This window comes from Massilia pseudoviolaceinigra (assembly GCF_030846505.1).
Classification (GTDB): Bacteria; Pseudomonadota; Gammaproteobacteria; order Burkholderiales; family Burkholderiaceae_D; genus Telluria_A; species Telluria_A violaceinigra.
On record NZ_JAVCWL010000025.1, the window covers coordinates 35379 to 58694 of the forward strand.

Here is a 23316-nt window from a genome sequence, read left to right on the forward strand (position 1 = left end):
GCGCTCAGCGGTAGCGCGCCAGGATCTGTTCCACGCTGCCGTCGTCGATCAGGCCATTGATGGCCTGGTTGATCTCCACGAACGGCACCCGCGCCGTCTTCGAGAAAGCGCATTGCGCCTTGAACGAGGCGAACACCAGGTCCTGGCGCAGGCGCAGGGTCTTGTTGATGCGCTTCTGGTAGGCCAGGGTCGCCTGCCCGATCACCGTGTGGCGCACGCCGCCGGCCATCAGCTTGCGCAGGTTTTCTTCCATCGTGGGCGATTCGCTGCGCTGGAAACGCAGCCCCAGCACCTGCTCGACGCGCGGATAGCGGTAGCCGGCCACCGTGCCCACCGGGCGGTCGCGCAGGTCGGCCAGCGAGCGCACCGGCGGCGCGCCCTCGACCGAGGCGACCAGTTCGGCGTCGGGAATAAGCGGCTGGCTCCAGTCGTACTGCCCGTCGATCCAGAACGGGCGCACATAACAGATGCCATCGGCCTTGCCGGCGGCCAGCGCCTCGCTCACCTGCTCCCCCGCCACGCTGACATGGACGATGCCGCGCCCGAGCCGCTGCGCGATCGCCTCGTCCAGGTCTTTCAGGATGCCGCCGCTGAGCTTATCGTTGTGAAACCGCGCCAGCGGCATGTTTTGGTTCAGGGGCGCGATCATGATCAGGTCGGCGCCCGGCGCGGCAACACCTGCGAGAGGGACAATCAGCGCGGCGAGGCAGGCGGAACGCTTGAACATGGGTTGGCCAGGTGGTCGGACGGTGTGTTCAATGTACCATCGCCGCCATTATTCGACGCATTATTTTGTTGCTCCGAGGCCACGAGCCGCGTAAAAGCGCCGGATGCGCAACAGGCACCGGGTGGCGGGCAGTGGCTGCCGCGCCGGAACGCGGCGCGGTGTCGCCGACGCCGAATGAGGTCGTGTAAGGCCGCCGCTTTTATCTGAACGGCAAGAGCGCGCACCGCCCTTGCCAGCTGCGCCATTCCGATCCGACGTTTTTTCCTTTTCTGTCTCAATCGCGCCACGCTGCTGCGTGACTCTTCCGTACACGCGTCGAAATGGCATACACTACGAGTTTCCTATAAGCATCAATATTTTCGGATGAGCTACATCTTGAAAGTGGTGGTCCCGCCAGTGCCTTCCGACAATCTGTCTGTCCGGGGGTTTGCCAACACGCTCGCGCATACGTCGATGGACTTGCCGCCGTCGGCGCGCTTGCTGCAATTCTATGAAGCGATCACGGCCAGGTATCCGTGCGCGTCGAGCGGCGCCTACAGCAGGGCCAGCGCGGCCGCCTGCCCGTGGGCCGACACGCCGCTGATCGATTGCCTGACGGGCGACATCGGCGTGATCAGCCTGTCGTACAAGAATATCGAAGTGCTTTCCTTCGTGCTGCGCCGGGCGGGCGCGCTGTCGCTGACGGTGATCGATACCCAGGCCGGCCTGGTGTACCGTCCGGCGCGCTTTCGCGTGGTGCTCACCAGCATCCAGAAAAACGTGAATACGGCGGCCATGCTGGGCAAGCTGGTGCCGCTGCTTAAATGCACGCCCGAACAGGCGGCCTCCATGCTGGCCACGCCGAACGCGGTCCTGCGCAGCCGGCTCGACCACGTCACGGCGCAGCGCCTGGTTGCCACCATGCACCTGCTCGGCTGCAATTGCAGCGTCGAGAAAGAACCGTCGCGTTCGGCGCAGAAAGCGGCGGCCAAGCCGGCTGCGGCGCCCGGCGCGCCGCGGGTGCCGGCCCCGCGGGCACGGGCACAGGCGCGGATGCCGGCACCGTTTGCGATGGCATACAAGGCCGTCGCCAACCGCGCCGTCTGCTTTGTGCAAGCACTGCTCGAACGCCTGTGGGAACGCATGACGGCCACCCGCCCGTATTCCTGATGGCGTGAGGCGGCGACCCTGGCCACCATGGTAGGATGCGCGCGGCGGGCCGCCGCGTGCGGCGCCCTCCTCCACGGCCACCAAGGACTTCCATGAAACTGCTGCTGAACACGATCGGTTGCCTTGCCGTGCTGCTGGGCGTCCTCGGCATTTTCCTGCCATTGTTGCCGACCACACCCTTCCTGCTGCTCGCCTCGGCCTGTTTTGCACGCGGCTCGACCCGCATGCACGCCTGGCTGCTGGGGAACAAAGTCTTCGGGAAATATCTGAGCGATTTCGAGCAGGGACGCGGCATTCCGCGCCGCGCCAAGATCACCATACTCGTGCTGATGTGGGCCTCGCTGGGGTACTCGATGCTGCGCCTGCAGCGCACCAGCCTGACCCTGCTGCTGCTCTGTATCGGCGCCGGCGTGACGATTTACCTGCTGCGCTATGTGCCCACGGGTGCACCGCGCGCGGCGCGGCTCGATGGCCCCGGCCCGGGCTGATGGCGCGTTGACGCGCCCGGTGTGACGCGGACAAAAAAAAGCCGGGAGCGCCCGCTAACGGCGCTCCCGGCTTTTTTACGCATCAATTAATGCATGATGCCTTCTTTGACAAAATACTTGCGCGCATAAGCGAGCAGCTGGCCGTCGTTCGGATGATCGACGGTTTCGACGCTGACCACTTTGGCAGCCACGGCGGCGTGCTGCTTTTCCAGGTGCTTGATGAAGACCAGCTTTTCCTGGCCAGGGCCGACGATCAGGATTTCCTGAGCGGCTTCGATGGCGGCGGCGATTTCGTTCAGGTAATCGGGATTCTGTTCCGATTCGATGCTGGCATCGACGCCGGATTTTTTGTGCTGCGAGTGCACGGAGGCGGTCTTGATGACTTCCGATTCGGCGGCATCGCGCGTGAAATGGATAACGTGTGCTTCGGCCTGGTCGAGCCAGACGACGACGTGATTGAATGACATGGTGGTATTCCTTGAGATGAAGCGTGATCGTGCGCGGACGACGGCCAGGGATATCAGGCGCGACGCAAAAAGACGGCGCGGCATTCTGGGCCGCGCCTTAAACGGAAACTGCACCGGCTGGGGGCCGGCGCATTGCAATCGAATGAGACCAGTGTGCCCGCATTGAGCGGGCCCGTCCGTTCGGAAGCGCACGTAGCCGGAATGTCAATTTTTAGGCGGCGACAGGCGCTTCAGCGCCCCTGCAAGATCGCTTCCAGCGCCAGCTCGGAGCTGTTCAGCGCCCCTTCGACAAAGCCCTGGTAATCGGAATACGCTTCGCCGACGATGTGCACGTTCTTCGCGCCGCTGCCGAAGTCGAACGCCTTGAAGGCATCCATCACTTTCCATGAGCGCACACCAGGCTGCCAGCCATGGTTGGCGGCGCCGTACGGCGCGCGCGCCCAGTCGCGGATGCCGTAGGTGATGATCGAATTGCGGATGTAGGCCGTGGCCTGGTCCAGGGTCTGGTCGCGAAACACCGCCTTCGAGTGGTCGTTGAGCTTGAGGTGCGATTCGTTCGTTTCCAGCAGGCGCTTGACGTCGCGCGCGACGAACAGGGCAAAGGCGTCGACGATGCGCGCATCCTGGTCGACTTCGGCGCGGTCGTGCTTGTCCGGCTCGCTCAGGTAATGGCGCCAGAATTCGGTCGACGGGCGGTCCATGTACAGCAGCACCATGCCGTGGCCGTCCATATCGCGCCCCTGCTGACGGCGGAAGTAATGCACTTCGCGGGTGGGCAGGCAGTTGGCGTATTGCTGCGGCGGCTGGTCGTAATCCCACCAAGGCGCGTTGCTCACGAAGAAAATCTTCAGCATCGGAAAACCGTTGACGGCATCCAGATGGGTCGCGATGTGTTCGGGCAGGTGCTGCGCCAGCTTGACCAGCGGCATGCGCGGCAGCGCCAGGATCAGGCGCGCCGCCTGCAGCTTGATGGTGTCGTTCTTGGTGCGCACGTCCAGTTCCATGGTGGCCTGGCCCAGCGCGGTGGGACGGAAACCGAGCAGGGTGTGGCCGCCGGCCAGGGTGATGTTGGGCAGGCTGTGGATCTTGGCCATCAGGCCGTCGGTCAGCTTGGCCGAACCGCCGGCGATGCTGGCCAGCTTCCGGCCCACGGTTTTGAGCGCGCGCAGCCACCAGATGATCCATTCGATCGCGTTCAGGTTTTCCGGAATCATGTGATAGAAGGTGCCGGTGTCGCGCAGCTTGACCAGCGCACGGTGGCTCAGGATGCCGTGGCCGGACATCACGTTCCAGAAACCGGTGGCCCACAGCGGATGGCCGTGCAGCTGCGCATGGCGGCGCAGGCGGTTGTAATCCGCTTCGCTCAAGCCGTCGATCCAGTCCTGGTCGTTGGGGTCGCGTCCCATCACCAGCATGATGCCGCGCTTGAGCAGTTGCAGCGAGTTCAGGCCCTGTTCTTCGGGCGGCAACTGGCTGTCGGGCGCGCTGATTTCGTCGGCCGAGGGACCGGAAAAATCGACCAGTCCCACGCCCAGTTCGGCGCACAGCTGGGCAAAGCGCGGCTGCAAGGTCGGCTCGAAGCGCATCGGGCCGTATTCGGCGATGAAGCCATCCATGTCTTCGGTTTCGATGCGCCCGCCCCAGCGATCGGAAGACGCTTCCAGGATCAGGACCTGGTGCCCGGCTTCGGCCAGCCGGATGGCGCAATACAGGCCGGAGACGCCGCCGCCGGCAATGACGATTTGTTGTTCTGACATGGGAACGATTTACGCGGATGGGATGCCGTGGGCACCGAGGGCGCGATTGTGCCATGTAATTGATGAGCTTGGCAGGGGTGACATCGCCACGTTGACGGTGTTAGCGCTACCGCCGCAGCGCCGGCGTGGCGCGCGATTGCGCGGCTTCGGCCTGGATCCATTCCACGAAAGCGCGCGCGCCCGAGGCGGCAAAGGTGTCCGGCAGACCGACCAGGTAATAGCCGAACTGCGTCGGCCATTGCTGCTCCAGCGCCTTGCGCAGATGACCTTTCGCCAGGTCGGCGCCGGCGTAGATATCGCGCACCAGCGCCAGCCCCTGCCCTTCGATGGCGGCGCGCACCAGCAAATGCTCGTCGCTGAACGAGAGGCCGCGTCGCGCCTTGGGCGATGCGTTGCCGTGGGCCTGCAGCCACAACGACCAATCGCGGCGTTCACCGTCATGCAGCAGGGGGTAGGCCAGGCAATCGGCCGGGCAGCGAATGGGCGGCCCCTGGCGCAGCAAGGCCGGCGCGCCGACCACGATCATTTCGGGCGACATCAGCGGGCGCGATTCGAGTCCGGGATAGCTTCCCAGGCCGTGCCGGATGGCAAAATCGACCGCGTCATTTTTCAGGTCGACCACGCGCGCATCGCTGTCGATCGAGAGCGACACGTCCGGATGGCGGCTGGCGAAATCGCCCAGGCGCGGCAATAACCATCCGGAAGCGAGCGATGGCATCACGCTCACCACCAGTTGCCCGGTGGCGTGATCCGCCAGGCTCCGGCGCGAGACCGTTTCGATCTGCTGAAACGGCGCCTGGATATCGGCATACAAGGCCGCGCCGGCCGCGGTTGGCGTGACGCCGGCACGGGTGCGCTCGAACAGGCGCTGACCGTGCCGCAGTTCCAGCTCGCGCATGCGCTGGCTGATGGCGCCGGCGCTGACATGCAATTCGCGCGCGGCCTCTTTCATGCTGCCGGCGCGGCAAACGACAAAGAACGTATAAAAATTCTGGAGCGGGATGTGCATGACTTCACTTTAGCTCAGCTAACGTGACAGCGGCAACAGATCGTTTGCGCTCACCGATCGCCGGCTTTACGCTCGGGGCTCCACATTTGAACAAGGCCGCCGCGCATCGCCATGACTACCATTTCCCCGTTTCGCCCGGCACTGGAACGTGCCCTGAGCCACGCACTGGCCCATCTGGATCATCTGGAACAGCAACCGGTCGGGGCCCGCGCCAGCCTCGACACGCTGCGCGCACGTCTGTCCAGGCCGTTAAGCGATGGCGGCATGCCAGCCGCCCAAGTGATCGACGAACTGGCCGCCGACACGGCCGGCGGCATCACTGGCAGCGCAGGCGGGCGTTTCTTCGGCTGGGTGATCGGCGGCGCGTTGCCGGCCGCGCTGGCGGCCGACTGGCTCACCAGCGCCTGGGACCAGAACGCAGCCGCGTATGCCTGCGCGCCGGCCGTGACCGTGATTGAAGAGGTCTGCGGCGCCTGGCTGAAGGAATTGCTCGGCCTGCCGGGTGGCGCCAGCTTCGCCCTCACCAGCGGCTGCCAGATGGCGCATGCGACCGCCCTGGCGGCGGCCCGCAATGCGCTGCTGGCGCGCCGTGGATGGGATGTCGAACGCAATGGCCTGTGCGGCGCGCCGCCGATCCGCATTCTGAGCGGCGACCAGTTCCACGCCAGCATCACCCGCGCGGCCCGCTTGCTGGGCCTGGGCACCGGCGCCGTGAGCGGCCTGCCCGTCAACCAGGCCGGCCAGCTCGAAGCGGCGACGCTGCAACAGGCGCTGATCGACAGCGCCGGCGCAGCCGTCATCGTGCTGCTGCAGGCGGGCGACCTCAACATCGGCGCCTATGATCGTTTCGCCGATCTGATTCCCCTGGCGCACCGCTACGGCGCCTGGGTGCACGTGGATGGCGCCTTCGGCCTGTGGGCTAACGCCAGCGCGCGCTACCGCCATCTGCTCGCTGGCGTGGCGCAGGCCGATTCCTGGGCGACCGACGGTCACAAGTGGCTCAACGTACCCTACGACAGCGGGTTTGCCTTTATTGCCGATGCCGATGCGCAGCGGCGCGCCATGTCTTACGAAGCCAGTTATGTTGCCCACAGCGATCAGGTGCGCGAGCCGGCGGACTGGAATCCGGAATGGTCGCGGCGCGGGCGCGGCGTGGCCGCCTATGCCGCCCTGCGCGAGCTCGGACGCGGTGGCGTCGAAGCCATGATCGAGCGCTGTTGCGCGGCGGCGCACGCACTCGTGACCGGCATTGCCGCCCTGCCCGGCGTTGAACTTGTGTGGGAACCGCAGGTCAATCAGGGGCTGGTGCGTTTTCTCGATCCCACCCCGGGCGCCACCCAACGCGAGCACGACCGCCGGACGGATGCGGTCACCAGCGCCGTGCTGGCCAGCGGCGAGGCGCTGTTCAGTAACACCAGTTGGCGCGGCAAGCGCTGCATGCGGGTATCGGTATGCAATTGGCAGACCGGCGACGCCGATGTCGCGCGCGCGGTGGCGGCGGTCGCGCAAGCCTTGCGGTCGCGGGAAAAGGCTGGCGGATAGCGCAAAAGACCGCTGTCGGGCCGCTGTCGGGTGATTTTCGTCACCGACACGGCACAAATCGGTCAATACTCATGGTTCACCAGCCTCGGGAACCATGATGATTCTTAAACAACTGCGTATCAGCCGCCATCTTTCTCAAGAACAGCTGGCCCAGATGTCGGGCTTGAGCGTCAGGACGATCCAGCGCATCGAAAGCGGCCACAAGGCCAGTGTGGAATCGCTCAAATGTCTTGCGGCGGTGCTTGAAGTGGAGGTGTCGACCCTGAACGAGGAGACATTCGTGATCGACAAACACGCGCTCGACTGGCACACGCTGCCGCTGTGGCTGCGCTGCTGGTTCGGTTTCAGCTTTCTGCATATGCACCCGACCCGGCGCGTGGCCAAACGCATCGAAGCCGTGTCGCACGCCAGCGGGTTTCTGTTTTGCCTGCTGGGATTTGTGAGCGAAGCGGCGCTGGCCGGGGGCTTGATCATGCTGTCCACGGCGTATCTGTTCTACTTGCTGTCGTGGCAGGGCGACCGCTACGGCATCTGGGTGGATGCCCCAGTTGACGACACGCAAGCCGCACCGGCTTACTCCAGGTTCTCGTGAAACCCGCTGCCGCCGCGCTTCCAGTAGGCAGCGGCGCGGATGGCAGTCTTGTCCATGCCTTTGACGCCGACCAGCTCCTGGCGCACGGCGGCCATGGTGGCAGCCTCGCCGGCGCACCAGGCATAGCCGTCGCCGGCCGGCAGCGTCCAGGCCTGTACGGCGGCCAGCAGTTCGGCATCGCTGGCGACCCAGCGCAGGTCGACCTCGGCCTGGCTGGCAAAGGCGCGGCGGTCGGCGGCATCGTCCACCTTGACGATCACGGTGGCGCGGGCGCCGGCGGGCAGCTCCTCCAGGCGGCGCGAAATCGCCGGCAAGCCGGTTTCGTCGCCGACCAGCAAATGCCACTCGTAATCGACCGGAATGATCAGCGAGCCCTTGGGGCCGCCGATGATCACCTGCTGGCCCGGCTCGGCCTGGGCTGCCCATGCCGCACAGGGGCCGTCGCCGAGCAGGGCGAATTCGATGACCAGCTCGCCGGCGGCCGGGTCGACGCTGCGCGGGGTGTAGTCGCGCCTGATGGCGTCGGAACCGTCGCCAAGAATGAACTTGACGTGGTCGTCGAACGAGGCGCTGTGGAAGTCGTGCAGCGCCGGGCCGCCGAACGTAATGCTGCGGAAATGGCTGCCGATGGCGCGCACGCTCAGCACCTCGACCTGGCGAATCTTGAGCTCGTGGCGCACACGCTGCACACGGCTGACGCGAGAGTCTATACTCATGTCTTTATCTTTCAATTGGTTGACAATGTCACCTATCATCCACGAATCGAATGACAATGTCAACCATTCTGCTGAGGCTAGGCCTGGCGCGGCGCGGCCTGGCGCGGCCCGGCCTGGCGCGGCGCGGCAGGATGTCGTGCTGGAGCTGATTCATTCGATCATGCACCAGTACCGTTCGCAGCAATTCCAGGCATTGCGCGACGGCCAGCATGAGCTGACGCATATGGAAGCGAACGTGCTGGCGTTTTTCGGCCATCATCCGGGCTCGACCCAGAGCGAGCTGGCGCGCCACAGCGGACGCGACAAGGCGCAGGTGGCGCGCCTGATCACGGGGCTGCGCGAACGCGGATTGCTGCATGGGCAAGCCGATGCGGCCGACCGCCGCAACACGCGCCTGTCGCTGACCGACGCCGGCCGGGCCATCCAGCAGGCGGCCCAGGCCGAAGCGGGCAAGCTGAACGCGCAGGCGGTACGGGGGATGAACGGGGAGCAGCAGGAAGTGCTGCTCGCCCTGCTGTTGCAGGTGAAGGACAATCTGGACCGGGCCGGGTAGGAACGGCAGTCGCGCCAGGGAACCTGCCACCGCCAGGCTCCCGGGCTACTGCTAGTGCTGCACGATGCTGGTGCGATTGGCGCTGCCCGATTGGGTAATGCTGGCGAAAAAGCCATTGCCATTCTGGGCGATCGTCGCGATGTTCGGCGTGTCGTAGTTCTTGCCGCCGTTTTGCGTGACGGACGCGATATTGCTGTTACCGGTCTGGGTAATGAGCGACTGGCTGTAGTCCAGACGCTGGACGACAGTGGCTTTATTGAGATTACCGGTCTGGACAATCAGGCTGGCATTATCGTTGCCTTGTTCGTCGCTGCTGGCGAGGTTGTTGTTTCCTTTCTGGATGATGGACTGCTGGCGCGTGAAGTAGGAATTGTTTTGCCTGACGCTGGCGTTATTCGCATTGCCCAGCTGCTGCACTTCGACACCCGAATACACGGCGTCATTCTGATCGATCGTGACCTTGTTCAAATTGCCGGTCTGTACGACCAGCGGCCCGCCAAAACCCGAATTGACCTGTTTCGCCGTGATGTCGTTGTCGTTGCCGGTCTGGTAGGCCCGGATACTGAAAGGGAATAACCCGAGCTGGTCGACATTGACCGCATTGCGGTTGCCAATTTGCTCGATCGTATTGGCTACTTCACCGGAATTCTTTTGCTTCACGACAGCTTTGTTGTCGCTGCCGAGTTGCTTGATGTTCGTACCGCTGCGGTGGATATTGTCCTGCGCTATGCTTGCCGCGTTTTTGTTTCCGGTCTGGACAATCTCGGCATAGGCATCGTAGGACCGCACCTGAAGGATGCCCGGCGTTTTCGCTGCCGGATCCCCGGCGACATTGTGATTGCCTGTCTGCTTGATCGCGGCGCGCAGTTCATAGTATTCGTAATCGGGCGCCTTCTGGTCCACGTACAGCGTGTTGCCTGTGCCGGCTTGTGAGGTGGTCACGGTCGGCTGGGCCGAGACGGCGCCGCAGGCAAACGCCATGGCGAACGCTGCGGCGATGGTTGAGAGTATTGTTTTCATGAGTTTCTCCTTGAAATTGCTGCGCAAAAAGGTGGCAGCGAAAGGTCGATGCCGCCCCGCACGCAGTGCGAACGGGCTGCTTCAAGAGTCGAGTGTATCGGTCGATTCTGGCCTCCGTTTGATGCTTCTCAACCGCTGAGACCGCTATCTTTCGGCATGATCACCCAGGTGCAGGCTAGCAATTCAACGCGCGATGTGCAGCGAAAGGCGATTTGCTGGCGCCGCAACCGGCATCGGATGCGTTATCATCCTGTTAATATAATCAGGCGAAAAAAATATGAGTATGGCGTGGCGACTTGTCTTCCTTGGATGGATGCTGATCATGAGCGCGCGCGCTTTTGCCCAGGGTCCCGCCGCTGAACCTCATCAGGCGCCGGCAAGCGCCCCGTCCTCACGTACGGCTGGCGATATCAAGACCGAGCTGATCAGGCAGATGCAGAAAGATGGCTATCTGAGCGAACGGATGGCAAAGGAAGCCGCCGGCAAATATGTCAGCCCGAGCGACTTCCGGGAAACGGCGGCAGGCGCCGTCAAAGCGGAAGCGAGCCAGCCATCGGTCTGGTCGCGCTATATGTCCTGGGTCAATCTCATCAAGGTCGTTGCGGTGATCTGCTTCCTGGTGGTGTTTTACGAAACGGTGCTCAAGGTGGCCAAGGCGCTATGGACCTATGTGATCAAGGTGCCGACCATTGTGTATCAGCTGGTTTTCCTGTCCCTCACAGGACTTGGAACGCTGTGGCCGGCGGCGATGTGGCCATCGCAGGCTTTCTACCTGGCGCTGTTTTGCGGATTCGCCAACGTGCTCCTGGTTGCCTGGATTGCCGATACCTACAAAGTGGTTCCGGAAACGCTGAAAAAAATGATACCGCTGTTTCGCCGGGCGCCGGCAAGTACGGCTTGTGCGCTGGGGATGGTGTATTTTGGCGCGCTGGCATTGATGCATCAGTCCAGCATTTTCGGATTTTTCGCCGCGGTGTGTTTGTCGGGCGTGCTTTCCTTTTACATGGTCTATACGCCGGGCACGCTGTATCTGAAACTGGACGAGCGCATGTTGAAGGGCGTTGTTTTCGGCCACCTGATCGTGCTGGCGGCTTATTGCATCGTGCGCACCAATGGCATCCATCGGGAATCCATCCAGTATTTCGAGGCGGGCCTGGAGTATTACTGCACCATCGGCCTGGCGCTCGCGCTATTGATCGGCGCATCGCCATGGCCCAGCAGAGCGCACCGCAACCGGTATCTGGCCTTGTTTATCGTGCTGGCGGTATTGGCGAGCCTGGGCTACCTGTTCCTGGACCTGAAAGTCATCGCCAGCATACTGTTGTGCTTTTTTGTCCTGCTGGTGCTCGAATGGATCGTCTATCTGGGCTTCAAAACCAATATGCTGATCGGCGCCGGCGCACTGGGCGCGTCCCTGTACGCGATCGCGGTACTGCTGGAAAAATACAGTTCGCTGATTATCCTGTCGGGCAGTTAGCGGGGCACTGCGGGGCGGCGCGCGCGGGCGCCGCCTTTCGCGCCGGGTCTCGCCATCGGCAGGCCAATACTGGCCGGGATCCTGTTCGGATGGCACGCCTTTCAGCCTGGTTTCCGGGTCACGGCGCAGAATAGCCTCCTCGGGGATGTCGCCGACCTCCGGGATGGCTTATTTGCGCGCCGGATCCCAATGCTCGACGATCTTCCCATCCCTGATGCGGAACATGTCGAACCAGGTGGTGGTATATTTTTGGCCAGCGGCGGCGGGGTCCGGATATTCCCTGACGAAACCAAGCATGACCAGGTCGCCCTCGGCCATGATCGTCACGAGTGGCGACTTGATCGTCGCGGCGATGGGTTTTACCTTCGACAACTTGGAAAAGAATTTAACGAACCCCTCGCGGCCGGTCGGCACGGTGGGATTGTGCTGGATGTAGGACTCAGCCAGGTATTTGTCCGCCAGTTCGAGATGGCCGCCTTCCAATACCTCGCGCCAGAAATCGTAGACAAAGCGCTTGTTCGCGGCAAGTTTGGGATCCGGGCTTGACAGCAGTTGGGCGTGGTCAGCCGTGGCTTGCACGGGGTCTTGCGCCGAGGCGTGCAGCGGAAGTGCGAATGCGCATGCCGCAACCAGCGAAAAGAATGCCTTGTTCAATCGATGCTCCTGTTCAGAAATGCGGAGCGCCCGTCAGTTTACGACCGCGCCGACACCAGCGACGAGCGCGAGATTGCGCTCATGCGGACTAAATCTTAATGCAGGATAAGATCGCGGTGTGCTTTAACCGATGCATACATCCTTCGTGCCGAAGGGGCCGGCACGACCGCCCCCCACATCGATCCGCGGGGTCTTGAAACGAAAAAAAGGGAGACAATCTCATGTCTCCCTCTTTTTGTACGGAATATTGGTGGGCCTCCCGTGAGTCGAACACGGCACCAACGGATTATGAGTCCGCTGCTCTAACCAAGCATGAGCTAGAGGCCCGAAATCGATGCGACGGGGATGCCGACACGGCCACCAGAAGAAAAGCCTCCCGTCACAAAGTGGCGAGAGGATATGGCTTTTCGCATCAGCCCGTCAAGGCTTAATTACCTTCCAGGAAGCTCTTGAGCTTGTCGGAGCGCGATGGATGACGCAGCTTGCGCAGCGCCTTCGCTTCGATCTGGCGGATCCGCTCGCGCGTCACGTCGAATTGCTTGCCCACTTCTTCCAGGGTGTGGTCGGTCGACATCTCGATGCCGAAACGCATGCGCAGCACTTTCGCTTCGCGCGGCGTCAGGGAATCCAAAACATCCTTGACCACGCCACGCATGGAAGCGTGCAGCGCCGCATCCGATGGCGCCAGGGTGTTGTTGTCTTCGATGAAGTCGCCCAAGTGGGAATCGTCATCGTCGCCAATCGGCGTTTCCATCGAGATCGGCTCTTTCGCGATCTTCATGATCTTGCGGATCTTATCTTCCGGCATTTCCATCTTGATCGCCAGGGTCGCCGGATCAGGTTCCGCGCCGGTTTCCTGCAAGATCTGGCGCGAGATGCGGTTCATCTTGTTGATCGTTTCGATCATGTGCACCGGAATACGGATCGTGCGCGCCTGGTCGGCGATCGAGCGCGTGATGGCCTGGCGAATCCACCACGTTGCATACGTGGAGAACTTGTAGCCGCGGCGGTACTCGAACTTGTCCACGGCCTTCATCAAGCCGATATTGCCTTCCTGGATCAGGTCGAGGAATTGCAGGCCGCGGTTGGTGTACTTCTTGGCGATCGAAATTACCAGGCGCAAGTTGGCCTCGGTCATTTCACGCTTGGCCTTGCGCGCCTTCATTTCACCGGCCGCCATCTGACGGTTGATGTTGCGCAAGTCAGGCAGCGGCAGTACCACGCGCGCCTGCAGATCGATCAGGCGCTGTTGCAGTTCCTTGATCGTCGGAATATTGCGGCCGAGGATGGCGGAGTAAGCATGGCCGGCGTTGACTTCGCCATCGACCCATTCCAGATTCGTTTCATTGCCCGGGAATACCTTGATGAAGTGGGCGCGCGGCATGCCGCACTTGTTCACGGCCACGTCGAGAATCTGCTTCTCGATATGGCGCACTTCATCGACTTGTCCGCGCAGGGTGTCGCACAGCTTCTCGACCACCTTGGCGGTGAAGCGGATGCCGAGCAGTTCGTTGGAAATCGATTCCTGCGCCTTGACGTAGGCTTTCGAGTTGTAGCCGTCTTTCTCGAAGGCCTTGCGCATCTTGTCGAACTGCACCGAGATGATGTCGAACTTTTCCAGCGCCTGGTTTTTCAGCGCTTCGAGCTGTTCGGCCGAGAAACCCGCGGCGCCGGAAGCGTTGTTCTCTTCTTCCTCTTCCTCTTCTTCCTCGTCGGCCTCTTCCTCGTCTTCATCCTCGTCGGTGGCGACCGGCGCCACGACAGGCTCGAGCGGTTCGTCCGGGTCGACCATGCCGTCGACGATTTCGTCGATCTTGATTTCGTCGTTCTGGATGCGGATCGCGGCGGAAATGATTTCGGCGATCGTCACCGGGCAGGCGGAAATGGCCTGGATCATGTCCTTGAGGCCATCTTCAATCCGCTTGGCAATCTCGATCTCGCCTTCGCGCGTGAGCAGCTCGACCGAGCCCATCTCGCGCATATACATGCGCACGGGATCGGTGGTGCGGCCGAAGTCGGAGTCGACCGTCGACAGCGCCGCTTCGGCCGCGGCCTCGGCTTCGTCATCGCTGGTGACCGTGGCGACATTGTCCGACAGCAGCAAGGTCTCGGCATCGGGCGCGTGCTCGTAGACCGCGATCCCCATGTCGTTGAAGGTGCCGATGATCCCTTCGATCGCTTCCGGATCGACGATATTTTCGGGCAGGTGATCGTTGATTTCGGCGTAGGTCAGGAAACCGCGTTCCTTGCCGAACTTGATCAGGGTCTTGAGCTTTTGACGACGCCGCTCGAGTTCTTCCTCGGTCGCTTCGGTATCCGACGAGAAAGCGTCTTTCAGCAGGGCCTTTTCCTTGGCCTTGCGGTCCTTGGCCTTGGCCTTGTCGACCGCTTTCAGCTCGGCCCGCTCGACCGCGTTGAGGGCGGCCACTTCATCGTTCTCGGGCTGGAATTCTTTCGGCTTGCGCCCACGCCTGCCCGGTACCTTGACTGAGGGCAGCACGTAACCGGACGTGTCGATCGCGGCCAGCGCGGCGGCATCGGTGGTCTGGCTGACGACAGGGGTCGCGCTCGTACTCGTACCCGAACTTGTACTCGTGGTCCGCGTTTCCGCCTTGTCTTGCGCTTTATCCGCCTTGGCAGACATTCTCGTTGGCTTATCAGCCGTTTGGGTTTCAGGTTTCTTGATTGGCACAGGCGCTTTCGATGTCACAACGACTAGCTTTATGGTGGATTAAGATAAAGTTTGTTGCCGGCCTTTTGGGCCCTACGTCCCGGACCGGCCTTCGCAGACCGCTCCGGCATTGCTGCACTCATAACACCTTTACATCACCTTACGGGCACGACCCGCGCGATTTCGGCAGTAGTCTACTGCAAACAACGGCGGTTGGAGGCGCGAGCCGTGTGTGGTTGAAAAGCAAACCGATGTTTGCCATCGACCGCGCAGCGCGCCGTCGCAACCAAAGCTGGCCCTGGCCGCCGACGCCCACCATCTTTGCGCCGATCAAGAGCCTAACTCACTGAAAGAAATACAACTTACGGACAACGAAAAAATTTCTGCGAACACAACACTTATCGTTTTATTATAGCACGCAGTCCGTCTTTTTCCAGTGCCAAACGCCCCCTGTGCCGGACCCCGATTTCACCTTTGCGAGGGGTCTAGGCCGCTGCGCCGTCATCCTCCAGACGCTTTTGCTCCGCCATGATTTCGCGGTACCGCACACCTACCTGATCTGAGGTCAGCCCGGCGGAAAACAACTGGGTCAGCTCCTGTTTAAGCGCTGCAAGTTTGATCTGCCTCACAGCCCCGATGAGCCACAATTTCACGCTGTCGAAGTCCGATTCCGGCTCCGAGGCGATCTCGGCCACCAGGCCATCGTATTCGTTGCTCGTATCCTTCAGATGCTGGGACAAGGCGGCAAAGCTGCCGTTCGCCCCCAGCGCCTGGCCGCAGGCGACCAGGTACAGCAAGCGCTCGGCCGCGTCCGGGCCGAAATGGTTGAACGCGGCCAGGGCCGCCTCGTCCAGTTCCAGGCTGAGCGGCGGATGGGCCACCAGATGACGCAGGATCTGCAATTCCAGCCCGACCGGCTCGGGCCGGCCCTGGCGCGGCGGCGCCCGGCGCGCCACCGACACCGGCTTGGACAACTCGAACAGCGCCTCGATTTCGGCCGGCGTGGACTCGGTCATGCTGGCCAGGCCGCGCACGATCTGCAGGCGCAGGGAACTTGGCGTCATCGATTGCAGCAGCGGCTTGGCGTCGAACTGGACGTGGGCGCGCCCTTCCGACGTGGAAAGATCGTGTTCGCCCGACACTTCGCGCAGCAAAAACTGCGAGAGCGGCATCGCTTCGTGAATCTCTTGCTCGAACACATCGGCGCCGAACTCGCGCACGAAACTGTCCGGATCGTGCTCGGCCGGCAAAAACAGGAACTTGATGGTCTTGTTGTCGCTCACCTGCGGCAGGCAGGCCTCGAGCGCGCGGCGGGCGGCGCGGCGGCCGGCCTTGTCGCCGTCGAAACTGAAAATCACGCTGTCTGTCTGGCGCAGCAACTTTTGCACGTGGGTACTGGTGCAGGCGGTACCGAGCGTGGCCACCGCTTGCGGAAAGCCGAGCTGGGCCAGCGCGACCACATCCATATAGCCTTCGGTGACCAGCACGTAGCCGGCGTCGCGGATGGCCTGGCGCGCCTCGAACAGGCCGTACAGCTCCAGGCCCTTCTGGAACAGCGGCGTTTCGGGGGAATTGAGGTATTTCGGCTCGCCCTGGTCGAGCACCCTGCCGCCGAAGCCGATCACCTGGCCTTTGGTATTGCGGATCGGGAACATGATGCGCTCGCGGAAGCGGTCATAGCGCTTCTTGTTACCGCCGTCTTCGTCGACCTTGTCGATCACCAGGCCGGATTCGACCAGCGCCAGCACCTCGTAATCGGGGAACACGGTGCGCAGGTTATCCCAGCCGGACGGGGCGTAGCCCATGCCGAAGCGGGCCGCCACTTCGCCGGTCAGGCCGCGGTTTTTCAGGTAGGCGATGGCATTCGTGGCGCCGCGCAACTGGCCGCGGTAATAATCGCAGGCCTGGGTCATGGCTTCGGTCAGGGCCAGCGCCTGGGCCTGGTTGGCGGCGCGCTGCAGCGGCGCAATCTTGTCGTCCGCATCGGGCACGACCATGCCCACGCCCTGGGCCAGGTCCTTGACGGCATCGATGAAGCCCATGCCGGAATACTCGATCAGGAAGCCAACCGCGTTGCCATGCGCGCTGCAACCGAAGCAATGGTAGAACTGCTTGGTCGGGCTGACGGTGAAACTGGGGGATTTTTCGCTGTGAAACGGGCACAAGCCCATGAAATTGGCGCCGCCCTTCTTCAGCTGGACATAGCGGCCGACCACATCGACGATGTCGATGCGGTTGAGTAAATCGGTCAGAAAGGATTGTGGAATCACGTGCGATGAACAGTCTTTGTGTCAGGTCAGACTATACCGCCGCGCCCGCCACAGATTTGATCTGCGACAAGACGCGGACGCGTCGGGTACCGTGTCGCCTGGGCGCGTCGGCTGGACGCGGCAGCTTCCGCGGGAATGTTCCGTAGGACGATCAGGCGGGCGCGAGCGCCTTCTTGATCAAGCCCGAAACGGCGCTCATGTCGGTGCCTTTTGGCAATTTCGCCTTGAGCAAGCCCATGACCTTGCCCATGTCTTGCGGACCGGCAGCGCCCGACGCGGTCACGGCGGCGGCCACTTCGGCGGCAATTTCTTCTTCCGACAGGCCGGCCGGCATGTAAGCGGCAAGGATGGCCAGTTCGGCTTTTTCGATGTCGGCCAGGTCGGCGCGGTTGCCCGCTTCGAACTGGGTGATCGAATCCTTGCGCTGCTTGATCATTTTTTCGATGATCGCCAGGGTTTGTTCATCGTCGAGCTCGATGCGCTCGTCGACTTCGCGGCGCTTGATCTCGGCCAGGATCAGGCGGATCGTGCCCAGCTTGGCCGCTTCTTTCGCGCGCATCGCCGTTTTCATGTCGTCGGTAATTTGTTCTTTCAAGCCCATGGCAATCCTCGTATCGATAAATGATGATTTAATAGCAGGTACAAGCAGCAAAATCCAAATAGCAAAACCCGCTGCGGTAAACCGGAGCGGGTCTGCGACTACAGTAAAAACAGTGACCCGGTCAGGCTGTTGGCCGTCACCGGATCAGGTTCGACTGGACAGTCTTAGAATAATTTCTTAGGCAGTTGCTGGCTGCGGATGCGCTTGTAATGACGCTTCACGGCAGCTGCCAGCTTGCGCTTGCGCTCAGCCGTTGGCTTTTCGTAGAACTCGCGTGCGCGCAGTTCGGTCAGCAGACCCGTTTTTTCGATGGTGCGTTTGAAGCGACGCATTGCGACTTCGAACGGCTCGTTTTCTTTAAGGCGAATAGTGGTCATGTAAAAATCAAACCGTTAGATTTAGGGAAGAACGAGATAATAGCACCGATCACCCAGCTTTGGAAGTATTTCGCTTTTACTCATCCGCTTTTGCTGTTTCGCAACAACCCACCGTCCGCTTACACCGCCTGCCCGGCCGCCACGCCCGATGCCCACGCCCACTGGAAATTGTAGCCGCCCAGCCAGCCGGTCACGTCGACCGCCTCGCCGATGAAATACAAGCCCGGCACCTTGTTGGCCATCATCGATTGCTGCGACAGCTCGCGCGTATCGATGCCGCCCAGGGTCACCTCGGCCTTGCGGTAGCCTTCCGAGCCGGTCGGCACGATGGCCCAGCGGTTGATGGCGTCGCCCAGCTTGCGCAGTTTCGCGTCAGGCAGGTCGGCCAGGCGTGCATCGGGCGTGAGGCCGGCGACGCCGATCAAGACCTCGGCCAGGCGCACCGGCAGCCACTGCGAGACCACGTTGCCCAGTTGCTTCTTGAGGGTGCTCTTGCCGTCGATCAGCTCCTGCGCCACATCCATCTCCGGCAGCAGGTTGACGATGATCGGCGTGCCCGGCTGCCAGTAGCTGGAAATCTGCAGGATGGCCGGGCCGGACAGGCCGCGGTGGGTGAACAGCAAGTCCTCGCGGAAATGGCCGCGCTTGTTACCCTTGCCCTTGTTGCTGCCGGTTTCCATCTCGACTTCGAGCGCGATGCCGGCCAGCGGGACGAAGGCTTCCCAGCTGGGGCCGTCGAAAGTGAGCGGTACCAGGCCCGGGCGCGGCTCGACCATGTTGAGGTCGAACTGGGCCGCGATGCGGTAGCCGAAATCGGTCGCGCCGATCTTGGGGATCGACAAGCCGCCGGTGGCGATGACGACGCTGTCGGCCAAAATCTCGCCGCTGTCGGTGAGGATGAAGAAGCCGTCGGCGGTTTTGTCGAGCGACTCGACCTTGGACGGCATGCGCCAGGTCACATCGCCGCTGGCGCACTCGGCCTTGAGCATCTGGATGATCTGTTCGGCCGACTCATTGCAAAACAGCTGGCCGCGATGCTTCTCGTGATAGCCGATGCGGTGTTTCTTTACGAGTGCCAGAAAATCCTGCGGCGTATAACGCGATAATGCGCTCTTGCAGAAATGGGGATTGTCCGACAAAAAATTCTGCGGCGCGGTATTGATATTGGTGAAGTTACAACGCCCTCCGCCAGAAATCCTGATCTTTTCCGCAAGCTTCTCCGCATGGTCGATCAACACCACGCGCTTGCCGCGCTGGGCGGCGACGGCCGCGCACATCATCCCGGCCGCGCCCGCGCCGATCACTGCTACATCAAATTGTTTTGCCATGGCGTATGCCGGTTTCCGCTAATCACTAAAACAGTGATTGTAAACCGCGCAGCCTTGCCAAGTGCCTGAACCAGCGGTAGAAAATCCTACAACCAGGGTCAGAGCTCTGACTAGCAACACTTTTATTGCTAATTAAAGCTCTGACCCCGGTTGTAGGACTTTGACGCCGGTAGGTCTGGCGGGATCTCCGACCCTGCTTAGGAAATTTTTACACTGGCTGGACCCAGCGCCTGGACGTGCTGGACCGCGCTGTCGGCGCAGCGCACCACGTCGCCGATCACGATGATGCTGGGACTGCCCAGCCCGGACACGGCGAGGTCGTCCGCCAGGTCGGCCAGGGTCGTCAGCAGTTGCGTCTGCCCCGCCCCGGTCGCCGAATGAATCACGGCTACCGGCGTCGCACCCGCCTTGCCGCCCGCCAGCAGCGCCGCCTGGATCTGCCGGCAGCGCGCCACGCCCATGTAGATCACCAGCGTCAGCCCGGTCTGCGCCAGCAAGGCCCAGTCCGGCGTGCGGGCGCTGCCGGGCTCGTCGCCACGCTCATGCCCCGTCACGAAGATGGCACCCGAACTCCAGTCGCGGTGCGTCAGCGGCACACCGATCGACGATGGCGCCGCCAGCCCGCTGCTGATGCCGTTGATGACCTCGACCGCGATGCCCTCCGCCATCAGATGCGCGCGCTCTTCGCCGCCACGCCCGAAAATGAAGGGATCGCCCCCCTTGAGCCGCACTACCTTGCGCCCGGCCCGCGCCTCGGTCACCATCAAGCGTTCGATGAATGCCTGCGGCGTCGACTGGCAACCGCCGCGCTTGCCAACGGGCACAATACGCGCCGACGGCGAGGCGTGCTCCAGGATCGCCAGGTTGACCAGGTCATCCACCAGCAGCACATCGGCCGCCGCAATCGCCTTCACCGCTTTCAAGGTCAGCAGCTCCGGGTCGCCCGGACCGGCCCCGACCAGATAAACCTTACCGTTGTTCTCCATGATGCGCACCCGTGTTTGCCTGTATTGACTTTGAAACTAGCAAGCACTGTGCCACTTGTTCGGTAATCGACGCCGGAACGGCCACGCCACCCTCCAGAGCGCGGGCAATCCAGGCTGCCGTGGTGGCGCCGTCGCGCTCGGCCGGTCCCTCGGCCACGTCATCCGTTGGTGCATCGCGCTGCACCAGGACGGTGCGTTCAAAGCCGTGGAACCAGTCGATCTGCTGCGCCCGGTTAGCATTGGCCACCGTTTCGCCTTCGGTGCCGCGCATCAGGAAGGCGTCGCCCCGCCCTTCGCGCGCGATGGTCGTGAAGTATTGGCCGAGCATCTCCAGGTATTCCGGATGCGTGTACGAGACCAGCCGCAGCGCCGGCGCGGCAAACGGTTGCAAAATCTTGACCAGGGTATGGGTCGAGTTGCGCACGCCCAGAATGCGGCGCAGCGACAGCAACTGCGCCATCTTCGGCGCCAGCGTCTCGATCGGCATGAAGGCGGGCTTGCCGGCTGCAAACGCGGCCTGCACATCGTCGGCGCAAGCGGCCGGCCCGATACCCATCTCGGCGAAAATCTCGGCCGTGGTCACCCGCCCGGGATCGCTGCTCACACCATGCACCAGCACCGGCACGCCTTCGCGCGCCAGCAGCAGCGCCAGCAGCGGGGTCAGGTTGGCCAACTTGCGCGCACCGTTGTAGCTGGGGATGAGCACCGGCGCATACATGCCCGCCGGCGCGGCCAGCGGCGCGAACGAGGCCTCGCCCGCATCGAGGAAACCGGCGATCTCTTCCACCGACTCGCCCTTGATGCGCATCGCCAGCAAAATGCCGCCCAGCTCCAGGTCGGACACCCTGCCGTCGAGCATCGCTTCATACAGCGCATGCGCATTTTCGCGCGTCATGCTACGCGCTCCTTTTTTGCCGCGTCCGATTTCTTTTATAAAAGTGGCGGCGAGGAATGGTTCGGTTGTTTTGTTCATGGGTTCCAGCTTAACACTCCTCTACGAAAAAATTATTTGGCATAAAGTGAATCCGGCGACGGTAACGCCGCGTATATCTGCATGCACATCAGTGTGAACCCTATAACGAGGAGAGAAACATGAAACAGATGAGACTACGGGCGACTATCGGCGCGGTCCTGGCGGGAAACCTGCTGGCCTGCGCATTCGTGCCGATGGCGAACGCATCGAGCCACCGGGAAGCGCCGTTCATTACGCGCAATCCGAAGATCGATGCCACCGACTTCTACATGTTCCGCAGCTACCAGCCGGGCCGCAGCGATTTTACAACGCTGATCGCCAATTATGTCCCGCTGCAGGATGCCTACGGCGGCCCGAATTACTTCATGATGGACCCGGACGCGCTCTACGAAATTCATGTCGATAATAATGGCGACGCCAGGGAAGACCTCACCTTCCAGTTCCGCTTCAAGAATACCAATAAAGACACGCAGCTGACCGTGGGCGGTAAAAAGGTATCGATTCCCCTCGTGATCAATGGCGGCCCGATCGCCGACACCAATGCCGCCGGCGCCAATGTGCGCGAAACCTTCACCGTCACCGTGGTGCGCGGCGACCGCCGCAGCGGCACCCGCGCCATGGTGGTCAACGCCGACAGCGGCCACACCGCCTTCGACAAGCCCCTGGACAACATCGGCACCAAGTCGATCGCCAATTACGACGCCTACGCTGCCAAGCATCTCTACAACGTCACCATCCCCGGCTGCCCGGCGCCGGCCAAGTTGTTCGTCGGCCAGCGCAAGGATCCGTTCGTCGTCAACCTCGGCGAAACGTTCGACCTGATTAACATCAAGGCGCCGGCCGTCGAGTTCAGCGCCAACGCCGAAAAAGGCGCGAAGGATGATTTGGCCGACAAGAACGTGACGACCCTGAGCATGGAAGTGCCGACGTCGTGCCTGGTCAGCGCCAGCGCGGGCGATCCGGTCATCGGCGGCTGGACCACGGCCAGCCTGCGCCAGGGCCGCCTGATCAACCCGACGCCGAAGTCCGACGCCGACGTCTCGAAGGAAGGCGGCGCCTGGGTCCAGGTATCGCGCCTGGGCATGCCGCTGGTGAACGAAGTCGTCATCGGCCTGAAGGACAAGGACCGCTTCAACCACAGCAAGCCATCGGCCGACGGCCAGTTCGCCGACTACGTCACCAATCCGACCCTGCCTGCGCTGGTCGAAATCCTGTACGGCAGCGCCGGCGCCAAGGCCCCGACCAACTTCCCGCGGGCCGACCTGGTCGCCACCTTCCTCACCGGGATCAAGGGCGTGAACCAGCCGAAGACCGTCACCGCCTCGGAAATGCTGCGCCTGAACACCTCGATCGCACCGACCGCCCCGGGCGCGCAAAAACGCCTCGGCGTAATTGAAGGCGACAACGCGGGCTTTCCGAACGGCCGCCGTCCGGGCGACGATGTGGTCGACGTGGCGCTGCGCGTCGTCATGGGCAAGCTGTGCACCATCAATATCGGCTGCGCACCTGCCGATGCACCGGCCGGCGCACTGCGCTTCACCGACGGCGCGTATCTGGACGAGAGCATGGTCAACGCCAGCTTCCCGTACCTCAAATCGCCGATTCCGGGTTCCCCACAGAAGTAATGGCCGCCGCAATCACATGAACCGGAGAGCACCATGAAAAAACTGAGCCTGATCTGTGCCTTGCTGCTGCTGACGGCGTGCGGCAGCGATACCCGCACCTCGTCCCCGCCGGAAGTGCCGACGCCACCGCCGCCGCCACCCACGGGGCCGGTCGCCGATGCCTTCTACAACTCGGTGAAGACCACCGTGGCGGCCATGCCCGACGATAGCGAGGCGACCAGCATCGACGCCATCGCCAGCACCGCGCCAGAAGACGCGGAACCGTCGGCGTTGTAAGCACCTGTAGTCAATCCGGCCGGGAGGCGTGCTTCCCGGCCGGTGCCGTACCCAAAAA

Annotated in this window: 22 protein-coding genes and 1 tRNA gene; 8 read left to right on the forward strand and 15 right to left on the reverse strand. The window is 62.5% G+C overall.

Annotated features, from left to right (window positions below; all coding sequences use genetic code 11):
- Window positions 1-4: 4 nt before the first annotated feature.
- Entirely contained in the window at window positions 5-727 is a 723-nt protein-coding gene (locus tag RBA40_RS22735; RefSeq protein WP_306650178.1) for a substrate-binding periplasmic protein, read from the reverse strand.
- Window positions 728-1090: 363 nt separating this feature from the next.
- On the opposite strand from RBA40_RS22735, the gene RBA40_RS22740 reads away from it, so the two are divergent.
- Both RBA40_RS22740 and RBA40_RS22745 read left to right on the forward strand, forming a co-directional pair.
- Window positions 1091-1876 carry a hypothetical protein gene (locus RBA40_RS22740; protein ID WP_306650179.1) on the forward strand — a complete coding sequence of 262 codons (786 nt, stop codon included), beginning with the start codon at window positions 1091-1093 and terminating at the stop codon, window positions 1874-1876.
- A gap of 92 nt (window positions 1877-1968) precedes the next feature.
- Entirely contained in the window at window positions 1969-2364 is a 396-nt protein-coding gene (locus RBA40_RS22745) for a YbaN family protein (RefSeq protein ID WP_306650180.1), read from the forward strand.
- 86 nt (window positions 2365-2450) lie between these two features.
- On the opposite strand, the gene RBA40_RS22750 is transcribed toward RBA40_RS22745, so the two are convergent.
- From RBA40_RS22750 to RBA40_RS22760, 3 genes are all read right to left on the reverse strand, one after another.
- Entirely contained in the window at window positions 2451-2831 is a 381-nt protein-coding gene (locus RBA40_RS22750) for a translational machinery protein (RefSeq protein WP_306650182.1), read from the reverse strand.
- Between the two features lie 230 nt (window positions 2832-3061).
- The gene (locus RBA40_RS22755) at window positions 3062-4588 is read right to left on the reverse strand and encodes a flavin monoamine oxidase family protein (protein ID WP_306650184.1); all 1527 of its coding nucleotides are present in this window, start codon (window positions 4586-4588) and stop codon (window positions 3062-3064) included.
- 106 nt (window positions 4589-4694) lie between these two features.
- On the reverse strand, window positions 4695-5597 hold the full coding sequence (locus RBA40_RS22760) for a LysR substrate-binding domain-containing protein (protein ID WP_306650186.1): 903 nt from the start codon (window positions 5595-5597) through the stop codon (window positions 4695-4697).
- 111 nt (window positions 5598-5708) lie between these two features.
- On the opposite strand from RBA40_RS22760, the gene RBA40_RS22765 reads away from it, so the two are divergent.
- Complete coding sequence (locus RBA40_RS22765) at window positions 5709-7139, forward strand: pyridoxal phosphate-dependent decarboxylase family protein (RefSeq protein ID WP_306650187.1); 1431 nt, start codon at window positions 5709-5711, stop codon at window positions 7137-7139.
- Window positions 7140-7233: 94 nt separating this feature from the next.
- Complete coding sequence (locus RBA40_RS22770) at window positions 7234-7731, forward strand: helix-turn-helix domain-containing protein (RefSeq protein ID WP_306650188.1); 498 nt, start codon at window positions 7234-7236, stop codon at window positions 7729-7731.
- Here the strand turns inward: RBA40_RS22770 and RBA40_RS22775 are convergent.
- The gene (locus tag RBA40_RS22775; protein ID WP_306650189.1) at window positions 7713-8447 is read right to left on the reverse strand and encodes a siderophore-interacting protein; all 735 of its coding nucleotides are present in this window, start codon (window positions 8445-8447) and stop codon (window positions 7713-7715) included. The two genes, RBA40_RS22770 and RBA40_RS22775, sit on opposite strands and share 19 nt — an antisense overlap.
- Window positions 8448-8583: 136 nt before the next feature.
- On the opposite strand from RBA40_RS22775, the gene RBA40_RS22780 reads away from it, so the two are divergent.
- Window positions 8584-9000 (forward strand): MarR family winged helix-turn-helix transcriptional regulator, encoded by a 417-nt coding sequence (locus tag RBA40_RS22780; protein ID WP_306650190.1) that lies wholly within the window; start codon window positions 8584-8586, stop codon window positions 8998-9000.
- 51 nt (window positions 9001-9051) lie between these two features.
- On the opposite strand, the gene RBA40_RS22785 is transcribed toward RBA40_RS22780, so the two are convergent.
- On the reverse strand, window positions 9052-10020 hold the full coding sequence (locus RBA40_RS22785; RefSeq protein ID WP_306650191.1) for a hypothetical protein: 969 nt from the start codon (window positions 10018-10020) through the stop codon (window positions 9052-9054).
- Between the two features lie 322 nt (window positions 10021-10342).
- Here RBA40_RS22785 and RBA40_RS22790 point away from each other — a divergent pair, with 322 nt between their 5' ends.
- Window positions 10343-11497, forward strand: a complete 1155-nt coding sequence (locus RBA40_RS22790; protein WP_306650193.1) for a hypothetical protein — start codon at window positions 10343-10345, stop codon at window positions 11495-11497.
- Window positions 11498-11665: 168 nt separating this feature from the next.
- On the opposite strand, the gene RBA40_RS22795 is transcribed toward RBA40_RS22790, so the two are convergent.
- The 9 genes from RBA40_RS22795 to ybiB all read right to left on the reverse strand — a co-directional run bounded on the left by RBA40_RS22795 (window position 11666) and on the right by ybiB (window position 21357).
- Window positions 11666-12151, reverse strand: coding sequence for a nuclear transport factor 2 family protein (locus RBA40_RS22795; protein WP_306650195.1), 486 nt, complete (start codon window positions 12149-12151; stop codon window positions 11666-11668).
- 248 nt (window positions 12152-12399) lie between these two features.
- Window positions 12400-12478: transfer RNA gene (locus RBA40_RS22800), tRNA-Ile, on the reverse strand.
- Window positions 12479-12578: 100 nt separating this feature from the next.
- The gene (gene rpoD, locus RBA40_RS22805) at window positions 12579-14795 is read right to left on the reverse strand and encodes an RNA polymerase sigma factor RpoD (protein WP_306650196.1); all 2217 of its coding nucleotides are present in this window, start codon (window positions 14793-14795) and stop codon (window positions 12579-12581) included.
- A gap of 512 nt (window positions 14796-15307) precedes the next feature.
- Window positions 15308-17092 (reverse strand): DNA primase, encoded by a 1785-nt coding sequence (dnaG, locus tag RBA40_RS22810; RefSeq protein WP_306650197.1) that lies wholly within the window; start codon window positions 17090-17092, stop codon window positions 15308-15310.
- A 151-nt stretch (window positions 17093-17243) separates the two neighbouring features.
- Window positions 17244-17693 carry a GatB/YqeY domain-containing protein gene (locus tag RBA40_RS22815; RefSeq protein WP_099875291.1) on the reverse strand — a complete coding sequence of 150 codons (450 nt, stop codon included), beginning with the start codon at window positions 17691-17693 and terminating at the stop codon, window positions 17244-17246.
- A gap of 164 nt (window positions 17694-17857) precedes the next feature.
- Window positions 17858-18070 carry a 30S ribosomal protein S21 gene (rpsU, locus tag RBA40_RS22820; RefSeq protein ID WP_008451879.1) on the reverse strand — a complete coding sequence of 71 codons (213 nt, stop codon included), beginning with the start codon at window positions 18068-18070 and terminating at the stop codon, window positions 17858-17860.
- Between the two features lie 119 nt (window positions 18071-18189).
- Window positions 18190-19398, reverse strand: a complete 1209-nt coding sequence (locus RBA40_RS22825; protein WP_306650199.1) for a BaiN/RdsA family NAD(P)/FAD-dependent oxidoreductase — start codon at window positions 19396-19398, stop codon at window positions 18190-18192.
- 197 nt (window positions 19399-19595) lie between these two features.
- A complete protein-coding gene (gene cobA / locus RBA40_RS22830) occupies window positions 19596-20384 on the reverse strand; it encodes a uroporphyrinogen-III C-methyltransferase (protein WP_306650200.1) in 789 nt (262 codons plus the stop codon).
- Window positions 20368-21357, reverse strand: coding sequence for a DNA-binding protein YbiB (ybiB, locus tag RBA40_RS22835; protein WP_306650202.1), 990 nt, complete (start codon window positions 21355-21357; stop codon window positions 20368-20370). The genes cobA and ybiB overlap by 17 nt, the downstream gene beginning before the upstream one ends.
- 119 nt (window positions 21358-21476) lie before the next feature.
- Between ybiB and RBA40_RS22840 the strand changes: the two genes are divergently transcribed.
- Window positions 21477-22982 (forward strand): DUF4331 domain-containing protein, encoded by a 1506-nt coding sequence (locus RBA40_RS22840; protein ID WP_306650204.1) that lies wholly within the window; start codon window positions 21477-21479, stop codon window positions 22980-22982.
- Between the two features lie 33 nt (window positions 22983-23015).
- Complete coding sequence (locus RBA40_RS22845) at window positions 23016-23258, forward strand: hypothetical protein (RefSeq protein ID WP_306650205.1); 243 nt, start codon at window positions 23016-23018, stop codon at window positions 23256-23258.
- Window positions 23259-23316: the final 58 nt, after the last annotated feature.

Excerpts from the sequence above, each read along its gene's own strand:
- RBA40_RS22825 (WP_306650199.1), bottom strand. The coding sequence starts at position 19,398 with ATGGCAAAACAATTTGATGTAGCAGTGATCGGCGCGGGCGCGGCCGGG.
- RBA40_RS22740 (WP_306650179.1), top strand. The coding sequence starts at position 1,091 with ATGAGCTACATCTTGAAAGTGGTGGTCCCGCCAGTGCCTTCCGACAAT.
- ybiB (WP_306650202.1), bottom strand. The coding sequence starts at position 21,357 with ATGAACAAAACAACCGAACCATTCCTCGCCGCCACTTTTATAAAAGAA.
- RBA40_RS22785 (WP_306650191.1), bottom strand. The coding sequence starts at position 10,020 with ATGAAAACAATACTCTCAACCATCGCCGCAGCGTTCGCCATGGCGTTT.
- RBA40_RS22840 (WP_306650204.1), top strand. The coding sequence starts at position 21,477 with ATGAAACAGATGAGACTACGGGCGACTATCGGCGCGGTCCTGGCGGGA.
- cobA (WP_306650200.1), bottom strand. The coding sequence starts at position 20,384 with ATGGAGAACAACGGTAAGGTTTATCTGGTCGGGGCCGGTCCGGGCGAC.
- RBA40_RS22775 (WP_306650189.1), bottom strand. The coding sequence starts at position 8,447 with ATGAGTATAGACTCTCGCGTCAGCCGTGTGCAGCGTGTGCGCCACGAG.
- RBA40_RS22790 (WP_306650193.1), top strand. The coding sequence starts at position 10,343 with ATGAGCGCGCGCGCTTTTGCCCAGGGTCCCGCCGCTGAACCTCATCAG.
- rpoD (WP_306650196.1), bottom strand. The coding sequence starts at position 14,795 with ATGTCTGCCAAGGCGGATAAAGCGCAAGACAAGGCGGAAACGCGGACC.
- RBA40_RS22815 (WP_099875291.1), bottom strand. The coding sequence starts at position 17,693 with ATGGGCTTGAAAGAACAAATTACCGACGACATGAAAACGGCGATGCGC.
- RBA40_RS22745 (WP_306650180.1), top strand. The coding sequence starts at position 1,969 with ATGAAACTGCTGCTGAACACGATCGGTTGCCTTGCCGTGCTGCTGGGC.
- rpsU (WP_008451879.1), bottom strand. The coding sequence starts at position 18,070 with ATGACCACTATTCGCCTTAAAGAAAACGAGCCGTTCGAAGTCGCAATG.
- RBA40_RS22735 (WP_306650178.1), bottom strand. The coding sequence starts at position 727 with ATGTTCAAGCGTTCCGCCTGCCTCGCCGCGCTGATTGTCCCTCTCGCA.
- RBA40_RS22750 (WP_306650182.1), bottom strand. The coding sequence starts at position 2,831 with ATGTCATTCAATCACGTCGTCGTCTGGCTCGACCAGGCCGAAGCACAC.
- RBA40_RS22765 (WP_306650187.1), top strand. The coding sequence starts at position 5,709 with ATGACTACCATTTCCCCGTTTCGCCCGGCACTGGAACGTGCCCTGAGC.
- RBA40_RS22760 (WP_306650186.1), bottom strand. The coding sequence starts at position 5,597 with ATGCACATCCCGCTCCAGAATTTTTATACGTTCTTTGTCGTTTGCCGC.
- RBA40_RS22755 (WP_306650184.1), bottom strand. The coding sequence starts at position 4,588 with ATGTCAGAACAACAAATCGTCATTGCCGGCGGCGGCGTCTCCGGCCTG.
- RBA40_RS22845 (WP_306650205.1), top strand. The coding sequence starts at position 23,016 with ATGAAAAAACTGAGCCTGATCTGTGCCTTGCTGCTGCTGACGGCGTGC.
- RBA40_RS22770 (WP_306650188.1), top strand. The coding sequence starts at position 7,234 with ATGATGATTCTTAAACAACTGCGTATCAGCCGCCATCTTTCTCAAGAA.